Genomic DNA, 22669 nt, shown 5'->3' on the forward strand with positions numbered 1-22669 from the left:
CTTATAGGCGTAACGCTCGCGCATCCCCTTTACGCGTAGCACTCGCGCGTCGTACAAACTGTAACGCCAATAGCTGCCCCTCAACACCATTGCGCAGAAAAACCCCGAAAACCGGGCCAAATCCGTCGACTGTGCAGTGTTCCTGCCAAAACGTGTCAGTAAGCCTGGGCAATGGCCTTGATCACGGCGCAGATAAGCGCATCTTGGCAGGGAAAGAGAGAACCGCATGCCCTACGCACATTCCGACACCACCGAGGCCGTTTTAGCCAACGCCGCACCCGATGTGCGCGCCCGTCCGAAACTGGAAGGCGGCAAGGCGTTCAAGCTCGCGACCGAATTCGAACCCGCAGGCGACCAGCCCACCGCCATCAAGGAACTCGCCGCAGGTGTGCGCAATGGCGATCGGGATCAGGTGCTTTTGGGGGCGACCGGCACCGGCAAGACCTTTACCATGGCCAAGGTCATCGAAGAAACGCAGCGCCCCGCGATCATTCTGGCTCCCAACAAAACATTGGCCGCCCAGCTTTATGGCGAATTCAAAGGGTTCTTTCCCGAGAATGCCGTGGAGTATTTCGTCAGTTTCTACGACTATTATCAGCCCGAAGCCTATGTGGCCCGCTCTGACACCTACATTGAAAAAGAAAGCCAGATCAACGAACAGATCGACCGCATGCGCCACTCTGCCACCCGTGCGCTGCTCGAACGCGACGATGTGATCATCGTGGCCTCAGTCTCCTGCATCTACGGCATCGGATCGGTGGAAACCTACGGCGCGATGACGCAGGATCTCAAGACCGGACAGATGTATGACCAGCGACAGGTCATGGCCGATCTGGTGGCGCAGCAATACCGCCGCAACGATCAGTCCTTTCAGCGCGGCAGCTTCCGGGTGCGCGGCGACAGCCTCGAAATCTTCCCCGCCCACCTTGAAGACCGCGCATGGAAGTTGTCTTTTTTCGGCGAAGAACTCGAAGCTATCACCGAATTTGACCCGCTGACCGGTGAAAAAACCGATACATTCGAGCAAATCCGCGTTTATGCCAACAGCCACTATGTGACGCCGAAACCAACGATGAATCAGGCGATCATCGGCATCAAGAAAGAGCTGCGCACCCGGCTGGATCAACTCGTGGGCGATGGTAAACTGCTCGAAGCGCAGCGGCTGGAACAGCGCACGAATTTTGACCTTGAGATGCTGGAGGCGACCGGCGTCTGCAACGGGATCGAAAACTATTCCCGCTATCTGACCGGCCGCGCACCGGGGGAGCCACCCCCCACGCTGTTCGAATTCATCCCCGACAACGCCATCGTCTTTGCGGACGAATCCCACGTCTCCGTGCCGCAGATCGGCGGCATGTACAAAGGCGACTACCGGCGCAAATTCACGCTGGCCGAACACGGGTTCCGCCTGCCCTCCTGCATGGACAACCGCCCCCTCAAGTTTGAGGAATGGGATGCGATGCGCCCGCAGTCGGTCTTTGTCTCGGCCACCCCCGCGGCTTGGGAAATCGAACAGACGGGCGGTGTATTCACCGAACAGATCATCCGCCCCACCGGCCTCATCGACCCGGAAATCGAAATCCGCCCTGTCGAGATGCAGGTGGACGATCTGCTGGATGAGGTGCGCAAAGTGGCCGCCGATGGCTTCCGCACGCTGGTCACGACGCTGACCAAACGCATGGCCGAAGACCTCACCGAATATATGCACGAACAGGGCATCCGCGTGCGTTATATGCACTCGGATATCGACACGCTTGAGCGGATCGAGATTCTGCGCGATTTGCGCCTTGGCGCCTTTGACGTGCTGATCGGGATCAACCTGCTGCGCGAGGGGCTGGATATCCCCGAATGTGGTCTGGTTGCGATTTTGGATGCAGATAAAGAAGGCTTCCTGCGCTCTGAAACCTCGCTGATCCAGACCACGGGGCGCGCAGCGCGTAACGCCGAAGGGCGCGTGATCATGTACGCCGACCGCATCACCGGCTCGATGGAGCGCGCCATCGGAGAGACCGACCGCCGCCGCGCCAAACAGGTCGCCTATAACGAAAAACACGGGATCACGCCCACGACGGTGAAAAAGAACGTCGAGGATATTCTCGCCGGGCTCTACAAAGGCGACACGGACCAGTCCCGCGTCACCGCCAAGATCGACAAACAGATGGCCGGTGGAAATCTGCAAACGGTGCTGGACGGTTTGCGCACAGATATGCGCAAGGCCGCCGAAAACCTCGAGTTCGAAGAGGCCGCCCGTCTGCGCGACGAAGTCAAACGCCTCGAAGCCGTCGACCTCGCCATCGCCGACGACCCCATGGCGCGTCAGTATGCGGTCGAGAAAGCCGTGGAAGACAGCGCCAAATCCTCAGGCCGCAGCACGCTGGGCCGCGGCGGCATGCGTGGTGGGGTGAAGCGGAAGCGAGGGCGGTGAGTCATTGGCAAAATTAAAGCACTACCAAACCGAACAACTTAAAAAATGGTTCTGTCCAGAGCCAGGTTATGTACTGGATTTCTCCAACAAAACATTTTCTGAGTTTTTCGAAGACCACTTTGAAACGAACGTTTACGCGGATGCGTTCAGCGAACACGGCACATCGAAGTTCAACAGGCTGAAAGCATTTATTGAGCTATCGCCTCCTCACATAGCAATCGAACTACTAAATCTTCTTTGGCAGCGACTTAATTCAGAAAGAGACGAGCATATTGAAGAGGCACAATTCAAGAGCCTAAATGACGTTTGGACAGTGGATCCCGAGTATGTAGCGGCTCTGATAGAGAACGCTGCTCTTGAAGACAAACCATTTCGAAAGCTAATTGACGAACTTGCGTCGTTACCAAGTCACAATGCGGTTCCGCATCTTCAGCAAGCCACGTTGGAATGGACACTTGATACAGTCGATTTGGAAATCTCTAGAGCCATAGCCAACCTTGAAAATGATCCTGAGGCGGCGATTACTGCGGCAAGTTCGATGATAGAGAGCCTTTGCAGATCAATACTAATTGCACGGGACAGACCATTACCCAAGCAATTGGACATCAAAAACCTTTATAAAGAGGTACGCGAACCGCTTGGGCTTTCGCCCAAGAAGGAGGGCATCAACTCTGAAATTGAGAACGATGTGAGAGCAATTTTAGGCGCACTTGGCAATGTAGTGCAGGGTGTAGGCGCCCTTCGGACCCATGCAGGAACAGCTCATGGAAGGGAACGCGGTTTCCGAAGAATCGATCCGAGAATAGGCCGATTGGCAGTGAACGGAGCATCGACAGTGGCATTATTCTTGATTGAAACATGGCAAAAAAGGTTTCCCGAAGACAAACTTGCAAAAACGGTCGAGAAAAGCGTCTGACCCTAGCGGGAGAGTCAGACGCTGGCTTGGAAAAGCAAAGCTCTGGGGCAGACAAGATGCGTAGGCCTGCAACGAACCACCGGCCAAAAACCTAAGCTTACTGTAATCGACTTCACATACGTTGCGTCATGTCCGTGCCACCTTTGCCCCAAGGGCATTTTCCCTGTTGCACGGAAAGTTCATTTCATGACCCAACTCGCTTTTGGCTACGGCTTTATCATTTTCACCGCTCTCATCGTCATTATCGGCGACAGCGTCATCAAGGTGGCGGCGGATGCGGGGCACACGATTTCCTCCTCTTACGTAGTGATCGGCGTCGTGCTCTATGGCGTCTCGGCGGTTCTGTGGTTTTTCGCCATGCAGCACATCACGCTGGTGCAGGCCGGGGTCGCTTATTCGATGCTGACCCTCGTCGCGCTCGCTATCATCGGCGCGCTTTGGTTCAACGAGCCGCTGCATCTGCGCGAATACGCAGGTCTCGCCTGCGCGTTGCTCGCCATGGTGCTGATGAGCCGCATCGCCTGAAGACCCGGTTGCAACCGACGCGCCGCGCCCCACATCTGATGCATGAGCAAACGCGACCCCTTCCGCCCTGTTGACGCCGAGGCCCGCGCGCTGGCGCGCAATCTGATCGACCATGCCACTTTTGCAGCCCTCGCCGTCACCGAACAGGGACACCCCAGCGTGAGCCGCATTGCCTTTGCCACCGACCCCGATGGCGCGCCGCTGTCGCTGATCTCGGACCTGTCCTCGCACACCACAGCGCTGGAGGCACAACCCGACTGTGCCCTGCTTGTGGGCGAACCATCTGACCGGGGCGATCCGCTGACCCATCCACGCCTGACGCTGCACGCGACGGCATGTTTCATCCCCCGCGACAGCGCCGCACACCCGGCCCTGCGCGCGCATTATCTGGCGCAGCGCCCCAAGGCGAAACTCTATATTGATTTCGCTGATTTCCGGCTGGTTCGCTTTGACGTCCGCCTCGCCCTGCTGAATGGTGGATTTGGGCGCGCGTATAAACTGACGGCAGAGGACCTCAACGCCACGCCTTGAGCAGAAGTTGTAACCTGTGAAATATCACTTTCGGGCCTTGTCCTCATCCTGCAATCGGATAGGTTGCGGGCCAATCCAATCAACCCTAAGAGGTGTGCTATGTCGCTTTTTTCCACCCGTTCTCTCGCCGTGATCGCCGCAGCGGTCCTTTCCACCGGTGCCAGCGCCGACACCTTCCTGAAATATGGGGAAGTCGAGGGCTGGAAGGTCTATATCGACCAGGAAAAGAAATCCTGCCTTCTTGAAACGGTCGATAGCGAAGAGAATGTCGTACAAATGGGCCTGACCGAAGACCGCGGTGTTGGCTATCTCGGTGTCTTCACCAAGGGTGAGACCACCCTGAAAGCAGGCGACACCGAAGCGGTTGTGATCCTGATCGGTGAGAACATGTATGTCGGCGAGGCCACGGGCATGCGCGGCAACATCACCAAAGGATACTCCGGTGGTTATGTGCTCAGCGACAGCCCGCAGTTTGCCGAGGATCTGGCCCAGCAATACACGATGACCGTCTTTCCCGAAAAAGACTATGCCTTCACCATGGACCTGAGCGGCACCAAAAAAGCGATGGCCATGGCACGCGAGTGCACTCAAAAGCAGATCGGCGGGTAAAACCCCAACATCTCAAGGGCCGGTGGCACATCGCCCCGGCCTTTTTTGCGCCAGATTTGAGAAGCGGGAACGCCGCCCTATGTTTCGAATATGCGCTGTGCCCTGCCCCTGATATTTTTAGCGACCACCTGCCCGGCGTGGGAATTCACTCCCGGCCAGCCCTGCCTCTTGAACCATGAGGCGCGTGGCACAGAGGTGGCGTTAACCTACGATCCCACCGCACCGCTCTACACGATATCCATCACCACGGATGCACCGTGGCCCCAAGCGCCGGTATTCTCCATGCGGTTTGATGGGCCTTCGGGGTTGATGATTTCAACCGACCGCCAGACCCTGAGCGCGGACCGCCGCACGCTGACGGTCACAGATCGTGGATTTGCAAATGTGCTGGACGGGTTGCAGTTCAACGACACCGCGACAGCAACATCCGGCACTGTAGCCGTGCGCTTTTCTCTCAGCGGTGCGGCCCAACCCGTCGCCGACTTCAGACTGTGTCGCGCCGAACCCGGCGTCTGACGAAGCCGGGACGCACATGTATCACAGTCGAACGCTGTCCTGAGTTTAAACCCCCACGAACCCCGCTTAGAAATCGAACAGCTCGTCTAGAAAACCACCGCGTTTTTTCTTTTTATAGCCGCCACGGTCGTCGTAACCACGCGATGGGGCTGGGGCAGCTGGTGGGGCGCTCCGGTCGAGGATCTTGTCGAGTTCGCCACGGTCCAGCCAGACGCCGCGACATTGAGGGCAATAATCAATTTCAACACCGCTGCGGTCGGTGATCACAAGGGTCGTTCCATCAACAGGGCATTTCATTGCGCTCTCCTTTTTCTCTGTCTTAAAGATAGGAAGTCTGTTTCGGATTTCACCCATGAGAAACATCAAAAACCCCTAAAAACGCGTAACCAATTTTTAACTCCCGTTAACCATGATGCAGTCTGGGAGACGAATGTGATGCGGTCTGTGGTTTTCGCGCTGATATTGGCCTTGGTGAGCGCATCTTCCGCGCAGGCCGGTGCGTGGCTGCGGGAAAAAGGCAAAAGTTTCGTATCGACCTCCGTGCAGACGACCGAGAACAACGGCAGCTCCGTCAGCTTTTACATGGAATACGGGTTGGGTGAAAAAGTCACCATCGGGGCCGATATCACCTATGACACTGAAATTCTAAATTATGTCGCGGGTGCGGACATCGCCGCCACGACGATCGAAGACGTGCCGATCGGATCTGGCATCTTGTTTGCACGCTTTCCTTTGGGCCCCGTGGACCAGCCCAACAAATGGGCCTTTCACCTTGGTATCGGGGCGCGGTATTTCGAGGCGGAGTTTCTTCAGGCTGCCGAACTGGGCCTGTCCTGGGGCCGTGGCATTCAGATCGGCAGCAAATACGGCTGGGTCAATGTGGACAGCAGCTATAATGACGCCGAAGCACCCGCCGAAGCGCGCATCAAAGTGGATGGCACGGTCGGTTTGGGGCTCACCGATAAAACCAAGGTCATGCTGCAGATGTTCAACACTTTCGAGGATGGTCAAAGTTTCTCAAAACTCTCCCCGTCACTGCTGTTTTCGCCCGGTAAGGGCCGGGTAACCTTTCAGTTCAGCAGCGAAATTCCGACCAAAGGCGGCGAGGCGTCGCTGAAACTCGGGGTCTGGACGGAGTTCTGATGCCGGTCAGGTGATGAAATCGGCCGCATCCAGAATCTGCACCCCATTGATACGCCAGCCGTTTTCAGTTTCGAGCATGCGGTAATCAAGGATATGCACCTTGCCTTCCATGTCCTTGATCCGAACCCGCTGCCAATGGATGCCGTCCTCAGTACGGTTTTCCAGATACTCCACCGTGTCGGGCCGCCAGACCATCGGATAGCCCTGCGTCACCATGCGCCTGAAATTCTCAGGCGTGGCGAAATAGCGTTGCAAACCGGGGCTGGCGTATTCCATCGCCTGCGCAAAGTCATCTTGCTGAAAGGCCGACAGTTGGTTGTCGATCACATCGCGCATGTCCTTGGGGCTCGCCACCGCGCCAAAGGCGGCCAGAACCGAGAACACAACGCCTAAAACAATTGCACGCATTAGCTTTCTCCTTGATCGGTTAGATCAAGAGTAAACCGCCAAACCCATCCGGCAAGGGTGTCAGTCGTCGCTCAGCAATTCACCGGCAAGGGCAGCATCAATCAGAGCGACCGTTTCCTGCACCCCGTAAAGGGCGATGAAGCCACCAAAACGCGGCCCCTGCGACGCGCCCAGCAGCACCTCATAAAGGGCCGTGAACCATCCGCGCAAGGGATCAAACCGCTCGCGCCCGCAGGCATAAACGATGGATTGCAACGCCTCATCATCCACCGGACCGTCATAGGCTTTGAGCTGATCACGCAGGTCTTCCAGCGCCTCACGCTCCAGATCACTGGCCGCGCGATAGACTTTCTTCGGCTTCACGAAATCGTTGAAATACCGCACGGCGAAACCTGCCGCTGCATCCATATCAGGATTGTTTTCCGGATTGGTTTCAGGCGCATAGCGCTGGATGAACCCCCAAAGCTGCGATTTATCCTGCGCCGAAGACACGCTCGCCAGATTGAGCAGCATGGAGAATGGCACCAGCATGTTGGATGTCGGCACATCGCCCCCATGGATATGCCACACCGGGTTGTTCAAGCGCTGGGTAATGTCCTGACCGGCATAGGCGCGCAGCTGCTGGTGATATTCGTCGACAGCTTTCGGGATCACGTCGAAATACATGCGCTTCGCCGTCTTCGGCTTTTGGTACATGAAATACGACAAGCTCTCGGTGCTGGCATAGGTCAGCCATTCATCAATGCTCACCCCATTGCCAGACGATTTGGAAATTTTTTGCCCGTTTTCGTCCAGAAACAACTCATAGGTGAAATGCTCAGGCGGGCGCTGGCCCAAGATACGGCAAATCTTGTCATAAATCGGCGTATTGGTGGAATGGTCCTTGCCATACATCTCGAAATCCACGCCAAGCGCCGCCCAACGTGCGCCAAAGTCTGGCTTCCACTGCAATTTGACCGCACCACCGGTCACCGGCAGGGTCATCTCTTCACCATCTTCGGTCTCAAAGGTGATCGTGCCCGCCTGCGCGTTGACCTCTTTCATCGGGACATACATCACGCGACCGCTCTCGGGATGGATCGGCAGGAAAATCGAATAGGTCTGGCGCCGCTCCTCGCGCAGGGATTTCAGCATGACCGCCATGATTTCATCGTATTTGGCAGCCGCGCGCAGCAAGACTTCATCAAACTGCCCGGTGTTATAGAACTCGGTCGCGGAAATGAATTCATACTCGAACCCAAAAGTATCCAGAAACCGGCGCAGCATGGCGTTGTTATGCTCCCCAAAACTGGAATGCGTCCCGAACGGGTCCGGCACGCTGGTCAGCGGGCGTTGCAAATGCGCCGTCAGCGCTTCGGGGTTGGGCACATTGCCCGGCACTTTGCGCATCCCGTCCAGATCATCCGAAAAGCAGATCAGCTTGGTCGGAATATCCGAGATTTCCTGAAACGCCCGCATCACCATCGAGGTGCGCGCCACCTCGCCAAAGGTCCCGATATGCGGCAACCCGGAAGGGCCATAGCCCGTTTCGAACAGGACATAGCCTTTTTCCGGCGCGTTCTTTTCGTATCGCTTGAGCACGCGGCGCGCTTCTTCAAAGGGCCATGCTTTGCTCGTCATCGCGGCGGTACGGGTGTCGGACATGATATATCAAACCTCTGGGTGTCGTGCCTCTTGCGCGACGTTCCGCCCGTCCCTATTGCCTTGTCATAGTGGCGTCAATAATCTGCGCCTGTAACCTTTTGCTGAAAGCACCCCTCCCTTGCCCGATACACCAGCCCATTCATTTTCTGCTCAGGACTGCCTTGTGGCGCTCATGATCGCTGTTTCCGCCTCTGACGAAGACATGCGCACCGCAGAACTCGTGAAAATTCAGGCTGCTGTGCAGCTGCTGCCGATCTTTTCCGACTACGACCCGGATCGGATCACTCATGTAACCCAGGTGGTCTTTGATCTGCTGGAACAGGAAGACGGTCTGGATGCGCTCTTTGGTCTCATGCGCGAAGGGCTGCCCGAACGTCTTTATGAAACGGCCTACGCTCTGGCCTGCGATGTGGCGGCCGCAGATGGCAAGCTGGGCGAAACCGAACTGCGCCTTCTCGAAGAGGTGCGCTACGAACTCGCGCTGGACCGGTTGCATGCTGCCGCCATCGAACGCGGGGCCCGGGCGCGCCATCTGACCTGACCCCAGCCCGATCGAGGGCGCAAGCCCGCCCTGCGACCAAGGGCCAACTACGCCGCCGAATCGTAAACCGCCCCCCACCGCATGATCAACTGCCGCTGCAGACGGCGCGCCCGTGTGGCATAGCTGCGCCCGCCGGGTGGACGCTCGCGCTGCGCGCGGGTGATGCCCGCCCGGATACCTTCGTCGGCGACAAAAATGGCAAAAACCAATTCGCGTCCCTCGGGTGTTGTGACATACCCTCCCAGACCCGAAACAAAATTCAGCGTCCCGGTCTTGGCATCCGCCTGCACTGGGTGCTCATTGACCAGACGCCCCTGCGAATCCAAGAGTTTCACCGGCTTGAGCAGCGGACGCAGCAAGGCCGCGTGACCAATGGCACCGAGGCCGCGCACCATATCCTGCGCGCTGACCCGGCTGTCGCCACCCAGTCCTGAGTGATCAACAAAGGCCGGGCTTTGCATGTTCAGCACATCCTTTGCCCATGCATTCATCTCGCGCGCCGACGCCGCAAGGCTGCGCGCCTGCCCTGTCCGCGCCTGCGTCGCCGCCATCCCGATCATTTCGGCGGTCAGGTTGTTTGAATACTTTAGCATCGCGCGCAACACATCACTGAGCGGCTTACTTTCAATCTCGGCCAGAACGGTCCCTTCGGGTGCCGCTTTTTGCATTTTGGCCGCGGGCAGAACGATCCCATGCGACCGGGCGAGCGTTGCAAACACCTCGCCCGCATAAAGCCCCGGACGCCGCACCGGCAGCCAGCGTGACCCGCCCGACCCCAAGGCGCCGCTTGCGACGGTCCAGTTATCGCGGCCGTTCGCTTCCTCATAAGTGTAAATCGGCGCGCGCCGTTGCACGACCTTCATACGGGCGATGTCCACCTCGGGGCGGTAGCGCCCTGCCCGCGCATCCATCGTCACCGTGTATTTGCCGCCCGCCCGTTTCCACTCGAAATGGACACGGTTGAAATTGAGCGCGATACCGGCCACTGCCGGGCTATAACCCACATGATCCGGCTGCTCAGGATCAATGGAACGCACCGTGGCAACGGGCCCTTCGTAGACACGGAAATCCCCTTTGACCTCGCGAATGCCCGCCTCTTTCAACTGCGCGGCCAGCGCTGCAAAGGCGCGCGTATCTGTGGTCGGATCGCTCCCGCCCACAAGAACCAGATCACCCCGGACCACACCATCCGTCACGCCGCCCGTCGCAATCACGCGGGTCTTGAACCGGTGCGCGGCCCCCAATGTGTCCAGTGCATAAAGCGCCGTGATCGCCTTAGTCACGCTGGCAGGCGCGATACCCAGTTCGGGGGTGCGCGCCTCAAGAATTTCACCGGTTTTGGCATCCGCAACCGCAAAGGCCACATCGCCGGACAGCCGCGCCTTTTTCACCAGCGCCTCTGGACCCGGCGGGCGCAGCAGGCCACGGCCTTTCGGTGGACGCACAGACACCAGCGGCGCACCGGCAGCCAGAGGTGTCGCAATCGTCGCCATCAACGCCTGCACCACAGCGCGCCGCGTAAAGCTCAAGGAAGGTTTCTTTTTCATGGGGGAATCCTACTCTCAGCCGGGGCGCAGAAACAACAGTGCAAAACCCATGATCTTGCACCAATTTCGGGCGATCATAGCCTCAGACCCAGCCGCCCCTCGACCGGATCGCTGATGAAGACTGCTCTACCATCGGTACGTTAACAAAACACCACGCAGGGGCTGCGGCGCGCCCCAAAAGCTGCGATGCGCGGCTCGGTATGCGCGCGCGGCCAAAAACCGCCGCAGCCGGGCTCATCCGGGCCGGTATTCTGTCGCCGGGACGGGCAAGAACCCCAAGCGGCGTGGTGCTGGCGATGTCTCGCCAGCGCTGCCATTTGTGAAACTGCGCCAGATTGTCAGCCCCCATGAGCCACACGAAATGGACCCCCGGATAAAGTGCGGACAACTGATCGAGCGTCGCCGCCGTATAGCGCGTGCCAAGCCGCGTTTCGACGTCGGTGATGATCACGCGCGGGTGCTGCATGATCGCCTTTGCACGGGCCATCCGCGTGTCCAGCGGGGCCGGACCCTGCGGTTTCAACGGGTTCCCCGGAGAGACCAGCCACCAGATCCGATCCAGACCGAACCTCTTGAGCGCCTCGCGTGTAATATGCGCATGGCCCTGATGTGCCGGATCAAACGAGCCGCCAAGCAGACCGATCACCTCACCTGCGCGCGCTTTCGGAAAGCCTTGTCGCACCCATCGCTCCCTTGCCTGATGGTCAACGCCCTACAATCAGGCCGGGGCCGTGCTTGTCAATGGCATGACTGCATCGCCACAGTTTATCTGACCGCTCTGCAACACGCGTGCACACCATCCGCCATGCCCGCGCACCGCCGAATAGCCGCCCGGCCCCAGGATTTCCTCCATGCGGCTGCACGGGGCGCAAATTCCGGTCACCTCCAACACGACGTCTCCGATCTGCAACTGCCGGTTCTTTAATGCAGCAAGGTTGATGCCCGATATCACAAGGTTGCGCCGCAGCTCTTCGGGCGTCACCACACCCCGCCCAAGCATCGCGCCAATCACCGGCAGATGCTCCGCCTGAAGCAAGGTCACAGCGCGCTTTTGCGACGTTCCGTGATCGCCCGTCAGCCCGGTTGCGCCGACCTCGGCGCGCGCGCAGGCGACAAGAGGCGCACGGCGCGCGGGACGCAGGCCGATCCATGTCACCGCGCCGGGCTGCGCATGGCGCGCGATCAATGCCTTGAGCGGGCTGTCCATCCTAACGATCCGAGCCTTCAACGCGTAAATCCGGCAACCGCTCCAGCGGATAGTTCGGATGCAACTGCCAGAACCCATCCTCGCCCAACTCAAGCGGGCGCAGCGTCCCACCGGGAAAGGCGCGCGTGCGCAGCGCCAGCACAATATCGGACAGCACCGCAGGGTTATCGCGAAAATAGGAATGCCCCCCGCCCCGCACATTTTCCACCCGGATCACATGCACCAGTTCGGATTTACGCAACCGCGCCAGTTCCGCCGGGGGCAGGGATTCAGTGGTTGCCGCCCCCAGTCGCTGCTCATTGGTCAGGATCGAAGACAGCCGCAGCGCCCCATCGCGCGGGTTGATATAAATGTTGATCTGCTCAAAGGCCTCCGAAAACCGTTCCGCCTGCAAGCGTTGGCGCACTACGCCCGTGTCCAGATCGGCCGCCGCCAAAATCAACGTCCCCGTTTTCATCGCCAGTTTGGGTGGCTTGCCCGCTCCGCGATAGAAAATCACCTGCTCGCGCAGCGCCTTGGTCATGACATCCGTACCGCGGGAATGGGCCACGATGTCGATGTCTTCCAACTCCGGGATGTCGGCCAAGAGCCGCAACATCTCCTTGGCGTGGAAAACACTGAAATCACCCGCCTCACGGTCCCGGAAATACCCCAACACACCGCCATTGCCCGCAGGCCAGCTGAACACGATCGGGATCGACTTGCGCCCGGCAAAATGCCACAGGTTCGCCAGCGTGGTCACGCTTTTGTCAAAGCCCGACCCGACACCATGGGCATAGAGCAGCACGCGTTTGTTCCCGGTGCGCAGGATCTCGGCGCGAATGGCGGCCTGAAACGCGCGCCCTTCCTGCGTATAGACGTCTTCCTCATCGGGGTCGAAAATCAGCGCCCCATCCGTGCGCAGCGTGCTGAGCGGCACCGGGTTGAACTGCACGCTTTCTGCCACAGCAGAAACATCGAGCCGGGAAATCCGTCCGCCCCGATCAATATAGGTGCGCGTGACCAGATCGTCCCAACTGCTGGCACCGAACTGCACCTGTGCTGTTCCAAAAGCCATGCCTTCCGAACGCCCCGACCCGTAAATCTCAGCGCCTGCGCCCTCCTTCTCGCTCAAACGATCCGTCAGATAAAAGATGCGCGGTGCGGTTGTCTGCAGCACCAGCGGCACGTCTTCGTTCGGGAAATTATGCCCCTCCGCATAAAGGTTCGGCGGCGGCGCAAGGCTGATGCTCTGGGGCACACATCCTGCGAGGACCAGAGCCGATGCCATCAGCGCGTGTTTGATCTGCATGCTGTCAGCCCCGCAATATGCCTTGTCTTTATCGCTACCATGCGGCGGCGATAAGTCAAATCACACTACATCACGGACGTTTACCTGCCGCCGCTGAGCGGCACCCCTCTGCAGCCCTGCCATCCGCCGTGCTCAGGGCACTGACGCCTTCGCCCGCCGCAACAGCCAATCACCTCACCTTGACGCGCAATCGCAGACCCTTGCCGGACAGAGCAAACGTGCGAGTTCAGGTCCAACGCTTGAAAAGTGAAAAAACCCTCGCAACAAAAACCGCAGGCGTCTACGTTTGGGTGATGCGGTCTATTGTACCAAACAACACGCCCTGCATGGCGGTCAAAAGCATGTCACCGTCCAGAGTGGACACGCCGTTGCAGTTGCTGGCCGATCAAAGCCCGGTTGTCGGGAAACTGGCAGTGTTGCAAAAAGCAGCCAATCAACGCCCTGTGATGCAACGCTACGATGACCTGAGCAAACTCTATGCCGAAACCGATGACTTCGACGGTAAGCAAGAGTGGATCGCGCATTTCACACGCGCACAGAAAATTCTCAACGATGGCAAATTAGTTCAGGCAAGCATCAGCAAGCTGGCCAAACAAATGGTAGAAAACGACACCGCCCTACATGAGACCTTGGAAACAGCGATGGCTGAACATTGGGGTGCTCAGGATACCGTCATGACTGGCATGGTGCCGCCTGAGACCTTTGTCGAGGTCGTGCAGGACGGCAGGCTGTTCCGCGACTACGTTGGCCAGCGTCACGGCGTCCACACGCATCAGATTCAATGGTTCATCCTCTATGATAATTTCGGGGACCGGGACCTCGTCCACACCATGTACCGCGAATCCGTACAGCCACGTTGGAAAATAGGCAGCAAAAACATGTGGGACCGTATCGTGGACGGCGCGCAGGAAAAAAAAGGCGACAAGTACCTCAAGACAGGCGATTTTACAGTGCCAGAGAACCTGCAAACTTTTTTTGAGAACAAAGCACCGGGAAAAAGATCCATCAGAAAAGACAAGAAGCGGCGAAGGGCGCTACATCAGGTCGTCGAGGACTCCGCCGCGGCCCAGCCTGAGAGCATTCTTGCCTACCGGGAACTCTATCCTACCGTGGCGGATTACAACGACGCGCTGCGGGATGCGATCCCTGCCTTTGTCGGCCCTGAAGCCTCCCCAATGGCCATGATCACAGCGCTTAACGCCATACGGGACGAAAAACTCATCCATCAGAAAGATGATAGTGCCCCAAGGATCGAATGGACGGGCTGGAAACGTGCCGACAACGTGGATGAGAACCACGTGTTCGAACCGACGGTAGGCAGGTTTCTAGACTAGGACAGGTCGGATGCCCAAGTCATTCGCCTGCGTCTACGATCGCTGCGAAACCTCGCAAACTGTCATGATCTTTTGCTGGCCCAGCGAGGCGCATAACATCAAAAGCTGCCACCAAACCTGAGGAGTTGAAAACACCTGTGGGCTGCCATATCAAGCGACAACTCAATTCGTCATATCCGCGAGGAACACCCCAATGGCCGCCTATCAATACGTCTATCACATGTCCGGCGTTTCCAAGACCTATCCCGGGGGCAAGAAGTGTTTCGAGAACATCCACCTGAACTTCCTGCCCGGCGTGAAAATCGGCGTCGTGGGCGTGAACGGCGCGGGTAAATCCACGCTGATGAAAATCATGGCCGGTCTGGACACCGAATTCTCCGGCGAAGCATGGCACGCCGAGGGGGCGACCGTCGGTTACCTGCCGCAGGAACCCAAGCTGGACGAGACGCTGAGCGTGCGCGAAAACGTCATGCTCGCTGTCGCCGACAAAAAGGCCATCCTTGATCGCTATAATGAACTGGCGATGAACTACTCGGATGAGACCGCCGACGAGATGGCCGCCCTGCAGGACCAGATCGACGCCGACAACCTCTGGGACCTCGACAGCCAGATCGACGTCTCCATGGAGGCCCTGCGCTGCCCGCCCGATGACGCCGACATCAAATCTCTCTCGGGCGGGGAAGCGCGCCGCGTCGCCCTGTGCAAACTACTGCTCGAAGCGCCCGACATGCTGCTGCTGGATGAACCAACCAACCACCTTGATGCGGAAACCATCGCATGGCTGCAAAACCACCTGATCGCCTATAAAGGCACCATCCTGATCGTCACGCACGACCGCTATTTCCTCGATGACATCACCAGCTGGATCCTCGAACTCGACCGTGGCAAGGGCGTGCCGTATGAGGGCAACTATTCTGACTGGCTGGAACAGAAAGCCAAACGCCTCAGCCAAGAGGCGCGCGAGGACAAATCCCGCCAGAAAACGCTTGAGCGTGAACTTGAATGGATGCGGCAGGGCGCCAAGGCCCGCCAAGCCAAATCCAAGGCCCGGATCAACGCCTATAACGAGATGGCCGAGGTCTCGGAACGTGAAAAACTCTCCCGCGCGCAGATCGTCATCCCGAACGGCCCGCGTCTGGGCTCCAAGGTGATCGAGGTGCAGGGCCTCGCCAAACATCTCGGCGACAAGCAACTGGTTGAGGGGCTCGACTTCTCGCTGCCCCCCGGCGGCATCGTTGGCGTGATCGGCCCCAACGGCGCGGGTAAATCCACGCTGTTCAAAATGCTCACGGGACAATTGGACCCCGACGCGGGCACCATCGAATACGGCGACACCGTCGATCTGTCCTATGTCGATCAGAGCCGTGATGATCTGGCCGCAAATGACAACGTCTGGGAGGCCATCACCGGCGGCGCAGAACTGATCCAGCTTGGCGATGCCGAGGTGAACTCCCGCGCCTATTGCTCGTCCTTCAACTTCAAGGGCGGCGATCAGCAGAAAAAAGTCGGCCTGCTCTCGGGCGGCGAACGCAACCGCGTGCACATGGCGCGGCTCCTGAAGGCAGGCGGCAACGTGCTGCTGCTCGATGAGCCGACCAATGATCTCGACGTCGAAACCCTCCGCGCTCTGGAAGACGCCCTCGTCGATTTCGCAGGCTGCGCCGTGGTCATCAGCCACGACCGGTTTTTCCTCGATAGGATTTGCACCCACATTCTGGCATTTGAAGGCGAAGCCCACGTCGAATGGTTCGAAGGCGGCTTCACCGATTACGAAGAGGACAAGAAGCGCCGCTTGGGCGCAGATGCCTTGGAGCCGAAGCGGTTGAAGCATAAGAAATTCGTGCGATAAAATGCCATCGCTGTTTCTTGACGCCAATGTTTTCCTCGATTTTTACAGATTTGGCGCTGACGATATCGGAGAGATGCAGAAACTTGTGGCCTTAATCGAAGGCGAAGAGATCGCGCTTTTTGCAAACGATCATCTTGTCGACGAGATTAAGCGAAATCGTGAAAAGGTTCTTTCGGAAACTCTAGGAGATTTGAAAGGTCAGAAATACGGCGCAAAGCTTCCAAATTACTGCTCCAATCTCACTGAAAAAAGCGCTCTGGTAGAGTGCCTGAAGCAAGCGAATAAATTGCATTCGACTTTAGTGTCGAAAGTGGATGAACTTATGAAATCTGAAGCTTTGGAGGCGGACAAGTTGATCAACAAAATATTGGATACTGCTCGCTTTTCGCTGTCTAAATTTGATGTGCTAGATGCTGCCAGAGTCAGGCAAGAGTTAAGAAATCCTCCCGGAAAAAAGGACTCGCTCGGCGATGCGATTAACTGGGAAAGCTTGTTGCAAAATGATCAGATTTGGCTCCTCGACGTCGTGTCGAAAGACGGCGATTTCGCTTCTGATTTGAGCCCGGACAAAATCAAGGGATTTTTGCTTGCTGAATGGGTATCGAGAAAGGGTACTAGCAGTAAGGTAAACCTTTTCCGTTCGCTAGGGGATTACTTCAGAGCGCGATATCCGCAAATCGCTTTGTCAGATGAACAAGAAAAGAATGATTTGATCTCACAGCTAGAAATGTCGCCAAATTTTTCGACTACACATTTCTTGATCGCTAAACTTAGCGGCTATGATTTCTTTACGAACCAACAAGTGTCACGATTATTTAATGCTTTGGTAACCAACACTCAGGTTGGATGGATCGCGACAGACCCAGATGTAAATGAGTTTTACAAGGCCTTGCAGCCGAAAGCTTGGGTGCTATCAAGCGATCGCCAAAGCCGCGCCGCCGAATACCTTGAGGTGGAAGAGGACTTCTTTGATTTATTTTAGAACGACAGGGAGCGGTGCAATTCCCGACCGCGGGTCGAAGGCCGTCTTGCATTTGATCCAGTGGATCAAATGAGGCCGTAGAAGGCGATAGCCTCGGGGGAGACGCAGTCGCCCCCGCCCATGGGGGCGGTCGGGGGCGGCGAAAACGCGGGGCGTTTCCGCAGGGCGGACTTGAAACCCACATATTCAAAATTGACGCAGAGTATTCTGCCACCTGCGACGTGCCGTCAATCCGTTACATCACCATTGAACGGAACAATCGCGACCATCTTGCATAGGTCTGCGCCAACACCCCCGCACCCCAAGTCTTAAACCATCGCCCCGATCCACAGGCCCAGCCCAAAGACCGTATGCGCCGCCAGCCCCAGCGCTCGCGCGCGCCACGGCGCGGGTGTTTTGGAGGCGGCGATCCCGGCGCCCATGGCCGGTTGCATCAGGAACCAGCCAAAGCCGATCATCACAATCGAAAACACCCATGCGGGCAAAAACGTAGGCTCCGCCAGCCAGCCCGGCCCCATCAGCACCGCCAGCGCCACGCCGTAGATCACCCCCACCGCATAGTGAAACGCCCAGCCGATCTGCACCTCGCGCGGCACAGGGGCCACAGCGCCAATATCGTCGTGAAACACGCGGCCCTGCGCGACCTGCACAACCCAGCGCCCCGCACGGCCCCAGTTGGACAGGGGCAGACCGGCCAGCCGGTTCAGCAGCAGCCCCCAAAGGTCCATGGCAGCGGTTGCCACCAGCCCCATCACGATACCCTCTGTCAGTATAGTCATCTTTGCGCCTCGCCCACGGGTCCAAAGGCGTTCTTTCAGGTTGCGCCAGATTTGACCAGCCCCGCCTGAGGGCCAGCCCCCTTCAGGGATCATCGCGCATGCCGGGGCCCCATCCCGGCCTGACGCCGCTCTCCTGCTCTGCGGCGATGATCCGCGCGCGGCGGTTGCCCAGCGCGGTCTGCTCCTCCATCAGCCCCGCCATCTTCATCGCGAGCCATGTGTTCAGAATGCGGTTGATCCGCCCCTGATAGCCCTGCCCCATGGCGCGGAACATCTTGACCACGGATTGATCGAGGTACAGCGTCGTCTTCACCTTCGGCTCGTGGCAATCAATATCTGCCTCGATCATGTGCCATGCGTCCGGCACCTCGTCGCGCAGCGCACGCAGTGGCAGCGTGTCTTCATCCGCGCGCCACAGGTGATACATCAGGCGGCGGCGGGCGATGTGCTCGGTTTTTGTCAGGCGCGGCATGGGTCGTCTCCTTTGGGCGCAAACCTGCCAGAGCAGCGTTATCAAAGGCTGAGCCCTGCGCACGCCGCGCACCGACGTGATACCGACGTTATACCGACGGGGAATCGATGCCGCTTTGGGCTGTCGCAAGAACGCCCTTTACGCTAGACCTTGGGCACCCAACGAGACGGAGTTTCCATGCCTTTCAGACTTGCCTTATGCGCGCTCATCCTGCTGACGGCCTGCGGGACACAGTATCGCGACACCGACGCGCCGATCAGCGCGCAGGCCGACTTTGACGCGGCGCGCTATCTGGGCACATGGTATGAGATCGCCCGCTACCCCGTGCCCTTTCAGGAGGGGTGCACCGCGACCACGGCCACCTACCAAGCCATTGATGATCAGAGGATTTCCGTGCTGAACCAGTGCCGGCAGGGCGATCCCACCGGACCGCTTGACCAGATCAAAGGGACTGCTCGCGTCGTTGCACCGGGGCAGCTGACCGTCCAGTTTTACACGGTCCCCTTCCTGCGCGCGCCCTATTGGGTCTTATGGGTCGATGAGAGCTACCAGACTGCCGTCGTGGGCGTACCAAACGGGCGCGCCGGCTGGATTCTCGCCCGCAGCCCACAAATAGCGCCGGTAACACGCGCCATGGCGAATGATATCCTGCGTCAAAACGGCTATGATCCCGACGCGCTGATTGAGACGCTGCATGCACCGTAATCGCTTGTTTTATCGTTGAATTCTGCGGGCCAGGCCCTCGCACACGCACCGAAGCCCTGCTTTGCCGTGTAGCCTGCCAGCGCACCTCCCCGGCTGCGACAACACGCTCCCCGACTCAGGAACGCAAAAAACGAGCCGGTACATGACCGGCCCGTTGAGTTGAAAAGACATCGCGGAGGAAGAGAGCCGCGTGCCCGCCGAACGAACATGTAACCCATCACACCGCCCTGACGCAGCACGAGAGCAACACTGTTCACCGCTAAGAAAGCACGGGGGCACGGATGCGTCTGTGAACAACTTCACACAGCACGATTGCAAGGGCGCGACGAATGCAGACTGCCAACGGTTGCGCTGCCTGCGTACGGCGTCAGGTTGCATTTTTGACAAAATTCTGCTATGGTTTACGCGCACAACACGTCTTCTTCGACCTGCTCTCCATGTAACGGCGCTCAGAATTCGATACAGATACACTGCGCCAGGTTATCGCACGAACGCGGATAGCATTCTATATAGGAGACACGGGAAATGGCCACAGGCACCGTGAAATGGTTTAACACAACAAAAGGCTTCGGCTTTATCGCACCCGATGGCGGATCAAAGGACGTTTTCGTTCATATTTCGGCGGTCGAGCGCGCTGGTCTCACAGGACTGGCCGATAATCAAAAGGTAACTTTTGATATTGAAGATGGACGCGACGGGCGCCAATCCGCAACGAATATCGCATTAGCCTGACCAAAAGCACCTTCCGCAAAAAAAGTCGGCAATTCCATGCCGACTTTCCCATACAGACCGCGATTGCTGCACGAATTTAGAGCAGAACCTGCCACACCAGCAAGCTAGGGGCCAGCAACGCAAAGCCGATGCAGAACAGCTTGGCAAAGTGGCTTACTTTTCCAAACAAGCCACCGCCTGTCGCGCCTTCACCATAGCCAACCACTGCGGCCATTACGGCGTAACCACGCGCAACGCGCCGCGTCTGAGCGTGCTGCAATCCCTTCAGGGCAACCTCATTGACCTGCCGTTGGCGTTCATGTTCTTCCAAGTGATTCTCAAGATTTTCCATGTTGGTCATGTTAACGTAGACGCTCCCGACTTAAAGTTTAGAGTTCAAGATGGGGCCAAAATGACCAAAGTCCAGACCGCAAACTGAAAAATTAATTTGGCCGCGCACCGCAGTGAGCGCTTTGCATATTTCCACTACCCTCGCATAGTTTAAATGCATGAAAAAGCCTTTAATAACATGATATCAAACCGGCCATGATGATACAGGAAAGTAATTCAACCGAAGGGTGTTTACCGACAACCGACGTCCTTGTGCATTTCGGCCCGCGACCAGCAAAGCCTGTGACGTCTCAAATTTTAGCAAAGCGTTAACCACTGCACGCCATTACTGCCGCTGTTAACTGCTTGTTCATATTTACGCAGCTTTAATGCTTAACGGGTGGCGGGCGCCGAAATAGAGATTGTATCGGAGCCTACAATGACAGCAGTTTCACTTATCAATCCATATGCACCGCAGCCAGCGACCGGTGCAAATCTGGATGGCAACACAGTTTCAGGGCAGGCAGCTGTGCCAGTGTCCACGACATCAAACAGCGCGGATGCGGGCCTTGCATCAGATCAATCCGGGCAAGGCGCCGGAAACGGCACAGGCACCGGCGGCGCACATCTCACCGGCCTTTTGAAGCGCGCTCGTGATGATATGCAGGTGCAGTATCCGTCGCCAAAATCCGTGGTAGAAGCACAGTCAGAAAGCGACCCTGCCACGGTTTTCCTCGCGCAAAAGGCCGAGCGGGTAGCGCAGGCGACTGCCTCTGACGCCGCGCGCGCCGAAGAGCAGGCCCGTGCCGCAAAAGAAGAGATGGAGCAGGATGCCAAACCTGAATACAAAATGCCCAACCCTCTGCCGACAGCCCCAATCCTGATGGATGAGGATGGCGAATGACCTCTGATCGCCCGGCCTGAATGTGGCTCGTCGCATTCGGACCGGGCCCCTCGACCCAATCTGTTTTGCCGACGACACCCTGCCGTCGTGATTCTAAGTCAAGGCCAAGAAATCATTGGGGCATTCGGATGCCCATCAACCGACATGAACCAGAAAAACGCTATCTCAGCGGGAACTTGCCCATTAACCAGATTTTTCGCCATTCCTTAAAGAAATAACTTGAAATTGATCGACAAAAAACCAACTTTTTGCCCGTGACGCGAGAATTAAACGACCACTGCTGCTTTCGGCCTGCCTGAAACGACACTGTTTATCAATTGATTTTGGCTGAACCGCGCTGCCGCATCCCGCGGGCAGGTTTTCTTTAGGAGACACGGATATGGCTTCAGGCACCGTGAAATGGTTCAACACCACAAAAGGCTATGGCTTTATCGCGCCAGACAATGGCGGGAAGGACATTTTTGTCCATATTTCCGCGGTTGAGCGGGCAGGTCTGACCGGACTGGCCGACAACCAGAAAGTGACGTTTGAAATTGAAACAAGCCGCGACGGCCGCGAAAGCGCCAGCGATCTCGCAATTGCGTAAAGCAGACTTCTAGCGGGTCATTCGGGCGCTTTCCGGCGCCCGTTTTCTTTTTGCAGCGGGGCCCATCGCGATCCGGCTTGTGTCACCAGTTCCGCCACATCCGGCCCGAGCGCCTCAACGATGCGCGCAACTCCACCTGCGTTCGGGTGAATTCCGTCAGGCTGCATCAATGCCCTGACGCTCGCCGGATCGCCCCCGACAACGGACAGCCCTTCAAAAAAATCCGCCGCATGTAAAACGCCGAATTCCGACGCAAGTTCCGGATAAATGGCGTCAAATTCAGCTTTGAAATCCGGGCCAAAATTACCCGGGGCCTGCATTCCCACCAGCAACACCTCGACATTCTGCGCTGCCGCAGCCTCCAGAATTCCAGTGATATTGCGACGGCTTTCGGCCGGGTCAATCCCACGCAAAAGATCATTGCCTCCCAAGGCCACGATCATCGCATCCACCTCCGGTGTGAGTGTCCAAGCCACCCGCGACAACCCGCCAGCAGTTGTGTCGCCCGAGACACCTGCGTTGATCACCCGCGCCGCAATGCCTTGCGTGTCCAGCCAATCCTGCAATTGCGGCACGAAACCCTCCTCCTGCACCAGCCCATACCCCTGCGTCAGGCTATCGCCCAAAGCCGCAATCACAACGCCGTCCGCAGCGCCCCACGTTGGAAAACAAACGACAAAACATCCTATTAACTTGCGCATTCTGATCCAAGCT

At 57.8% G+C, this 22669-nt stretch carries 26 protein-coding genes; 15 read left to right on the forward strand and 11 right to left on the reverse strand.

All coding sequences use genetic code 11. From position 1 onward, the window contains the following. Positions 1-226: 226 nt before the first annotated feature. From uvrB to RLO149_RS17175, 6 genes are all read left to right on the forward strand, one after another. Positions 227-2425, forward strand: a complete 2199-nt coding sequence (uvrB, locus tag RLO149_RS17150) for an excinuclease ABC subunit UvrB (RefSeq protein ID WP_013963359.1) — start codon at positions 227-229, stop codon at positions 2423-2425. 4 nt (positions 2426-2429) lie between these two features. Then, a complete protein-coding gene (locus RLO149_RS17155) occupies positions 2430-3341 on the forward strand; it encodes an abortive infection family protein (protein WP_013963360.1) in 912 nt (303 codons plus the stop codon). A gap of 186 nt (positions 3342-3527) precedes the next feature. Beyond that, entirely contained in the window at positions 3528-3866 is a 339-nt protein-coding gene (locus RLO149_RS17160; protein ID WP_013963361.1) for an EamA family transporter, read from the forward strand. Positions 3867-3908: 42 nt separating this feature from the next. Further along, on the forward strand, positions 3909-4397 hold the full coding sequence (locus tag RLO149_RS17165) for a HugZ family pyridoxamine 5'-phosphate oxidase (RefSeq protein WP_044025408.1): 489 nt from the start codon (positions 3909-3911) through the stop codon (positions 4395-4397). A 99-nt stretch (positions 4398-4496) separates the two neighbouring features. Next, the gene (locus RLO149_RS17170) at positions 4497-5006 is read left to right on the forward strand and encodes a hypothetical protein (RefSeq protein ID WP_013963363.1); all 510 of its coding nucleotides are present in this window, start codon (positions 4497-4499) and stop codon (positions 5004-5006) included. Between the two features lie 90 nt (positions 5007-5096). Continuing rightward, positions 5097-5522: a hypothetical protein gene (locus tag RLO149_RS17175; RefSeq protein ID WP_013963364.1), complete on the forward strand. Its 426-nt coding sequence runs from the start codon at positions 5097-5099 to the stop codon at positions 5520-5522. A 66-nt stretch (positions 5523-5588) separates the two neighbouring features. Here RLO149_RS17175 and RLO149_RS17180 read toward each other — a convergent pair whose 3' ends face one another. After that, entirely contained in the window at positions 5589-5819 is a 231-nt protein-coding gene (locus tag RLO149_RS17180; RefSeq protein ID WP_013963365.1) for a TFIIB-type zinc ribbon-containing protein, read from the reverse strand. Between the two features lie 138 nt (positions 5820-5957). Here RLO149_RS17180 and RLO149_RS17185 point away from each other — a divergent pair, with 138 nt between their 5' ends. Continuing rightward, a complete protein-coding gene (locus tag RLO149_RS17185; RefSeq protein WP_013963366.1) occupies positions 5958-6665 on the forward strand; it encodes a hypothetical protein in 708 nt (235 codons plus the stop codon). A 6-nt stretch (positions 6666-6671) separates the two neighbouring features. Here RLO149_RS17185 and RLO149_RS17190 read toward each other — a convergent pair whose 3' ends face one another. After that, positions 6672-7073, reverse strand: a complete 402-nt coding sequence (locus RLO149_RS17190; RefSeq protein ID WP_013963367.1) for a DUF4864 domain-containing protein — start codon at positions 7071-7073, stop codon at positions 6672-6674. 60 nt (positions 7074-7133) lie between these two features. Continuing rightward, positions 7134-8717, reverse strand: a complete 1584-nt coding sequence (locus RLO149_RS17195; RefSeq protein ID WP_013963368.1) for a lysine--tRNA ligase — start codon at positions 8715-8717, stop codon at positions 7134-7136. 172 nt (positions 8718-8889) lie between these two features. Between RLO149_RS17195 and RLO149_RS17200 the strand changes: the two genes are divergently transcribed. Beyond that, entirely contained in the window at positions 8890-9258 is a 369-nt protein-coding gene (locus RLO149_RS17200) for a tellurite resistance TerB family protein (protein ID WP_044025720.1), read from the forward strand. 47 nt (positions 9259-9305) lie between these two features. Here the strand turns inward: RLO149_RS17200 and dacB are convergent, their stop codons facing one another. The 4 genes from dacB to RLO149_RS17220 form a co-directional block, all read right to left on the reverse strand. Further along, positions 9306-10805, reverse strand: coding sequence for a D-alanyl-D-alanine carboxypeptidase/D-alanyl-D-alanine endopeptidase (gene dacB, locus RLO149_RS17205; RefSeq protein WP_013963370.1), 1500 nt, complete (start codon positions 10803-10805; stop codon positions 9306-9308). A gap of 82 nt (positions 10806-10887) precedes the next feature. Then, positions 10888-11487 carry a nicotinate-nucleotide adenylyltransferase gene (locus RLO149_RS17210; protein WP_013963371.1) on the reverse strand — a complete coding sequence of 200 codons (600 nt, stop codon included), beginning with the start codon at positions 11485-11487 and terminating at the stop codon, positions 10888-10890. Between the two features lie 36 nt (positions 11488-11523). After that, a complete protein-coding gene (locus tag RLO149_RS17215; RefSeq protein WP_013963372.1) occupies positions 11524-12012 on the reverse strand; it encodes an MOSC domain-containing protein in 489 nt (162 codons plus the stop codon). A gap of 1 nt (position 12013) precedes the next feature. Further along, positions 12014-13303 (reverse strand): alpha/beta hydrolase, encoded by a 1290-nt coding sequence (locus tag RLO149_RS17220; RefSeq protein WP_013963373.1) that lies wholly within the window; start codon positions 13301-13303, stop codon positions 12014-12016. 341 nt (positions 13304-13644) lie between these two features. Here RLO149_RS17220 and RLO149_RS17225 point away from each other — a divergent pair, with 341 nt between their 5' ends. From RLO149_RS17225 to RLO149_RS17235, 3 genes are all read left to right on the forward strand, one after another. After that, positions 13645-14637 carry a LirA/MavJ family T4SS effector gene (locus RLO149_RS17225; protein ID WP_148264389.1) on the forward strand — a complete coding sequence of 331 codons (993 nt, stop codon included), beginning with the start codon at positions 13645-13647 and terminating at the stop codon, positions 14635-14637. A 193-nt stretch (positions 14638-14830) separates the two neighbouring features. Further along, positions 14831-16486, forward strand: coding sequence for an energy-dependent translational throttle protein EttA (ettA, locus tag RLO149_RS17230; RefSeq protein ID WP_013963375.1), 1656 nt, complete (start codon positions 14831-14833; stop codon positions 16484-16486). A 1-nt stretch (position 16487) separates the two neighbouring features. Continuing rightward, entirely contained in the window at positions 16488-17468 is a 981-nt protein-coding gene (locus RLO149_RS17235; RefSeq protein ID WP_013963376.1) for a PIN domain-containing protein, read from the forward strand. A gap of 308 nt (positions 17469-17776) precedes the next feature. On the opposite strand, the gene RLO149_RS17240 is transcribed toward RLO149_RS17235, so the two are convergent. Both RLO149_RS17240 and RLO149_RS17245 read right to left on the reverse strand, forming a co-directional pair. Further along, positions 17777-18247, reverse strand: a complete 471-nt coding sequence (locus RLO149_RS17240) for a DUF2938 domain-containing protein (protein WP_013963377.1) — start codon at positions 18245-18247, stop codon at positions 17777-17779. A gap of 82 nt (positions 18248-18329) precedes the next feature. Next, positions 18330-18719: a BrnA antitoxin family protein gene (locus RLO149_RS17245; protein WP_013963378.1), complete on the reverse strand. Its 390-nt coding sequence runs from the start codon at positions 18717-18719 to the stop codon at positions 18330-18332. Between the two features lie 177 nt (positions 18720-18896). Here RLO149_RS17245 and RLO149_RS17250 point away from each other — a divergent pair, with 177 nt between their 5' ends. Together RLO149_RS17250 and RLO149_RS17255 are read left to right on the forward strand one after the other, a co-directional pair. After that, positions 18897-19424 (forward strand): lipocalin family protein, encoded by a 528-nt coding sequence (locus tag RLO149_RS17250; RefSeq protein ID WP_013963379.1) that lies wholly within the window; start codon positions 18897-18899, stop codon positions 19422-19424. A gap of 525 nt (positions 19425-19949) precedes the next feature. Next, a complete protein-coding gene (locus RLO149_RS17255) occupies positions 19950-20156 on the forward strand; it encodes a cold-shock protein (protein WP_013963380.1) in 207 nt (68 codons plus the stop codon). Positions 20157-20232: 76 nt separating this feature from the next. Here RLO149_RS17255 and RLO149_RS17260 read toward each other — a convergent pair whose 3' ends face one another. Beyond that, positions 20233-20496, reverse strand: a complete 264-nt coding sequence (locus RLO149_RS17260; protein ID WP_148264391.1) for a hypothetical protein — start codon at positions 20494-20496, stop codon at positions 20233-20235. A gap of 408 nt (positions 20497-20904) precedes the next feature. On the opposite strand from RLO149_RS17260, the gene RLO149_RS17265 reads away from it, so the two are divergent. Together RLO149_RS17265 and RLO149_RS17270 are read left to right on the forward strand one after the other, a co-directional pair. Continuing rightward, entirely contained in the window at positions 20905-21369 is a 465-nt protein-coding gene (locus tag RLO149_RS17265; RefSeq protein WP_013963382.1) for a hypothetical protein, read from the forward strand. Between the two features lie 379 nt (positions 21370-21748). Next, positions 21749-21955 carry a cold-shock protein gene (locus RLO149_RS17270; RefSeq protein WP_013963384.1) on the forward strand — a complete coding sequence of 69 codons (207 nt, stop codon included), beginning with the start codon at positions 21749-21751 and terminating at the stop codon, positions 21953-21955. A 17-nt stretch (positions 21956-21972) separates the two neighbouring features. Here the strand turns inward: RLO149_RS17270 and RLO149_RS17275 are convergent, their stop codons facing one another. Further along, complete coding sequence (locus tag RLO149_RS17275; protein ID WP_013963385.1) at positions 21973-22656, reverse strand: arylesterase; 684 nt, start codon at positions 22654-22656, stop codon at positions 21973-21975. Positions 22657-22669 lie beyond the last annotated feature (13 nt).

This window comes from Roseobacter litoralis Och 149 (genome assembly GCF_000154785.2).
Lineage (GTDB): Bacteria > Pseudomonadota > Alphaproteobacteria > Rhodobacterales > Rhodobacteraceae > Roseobacter > Roseobacter litoralis.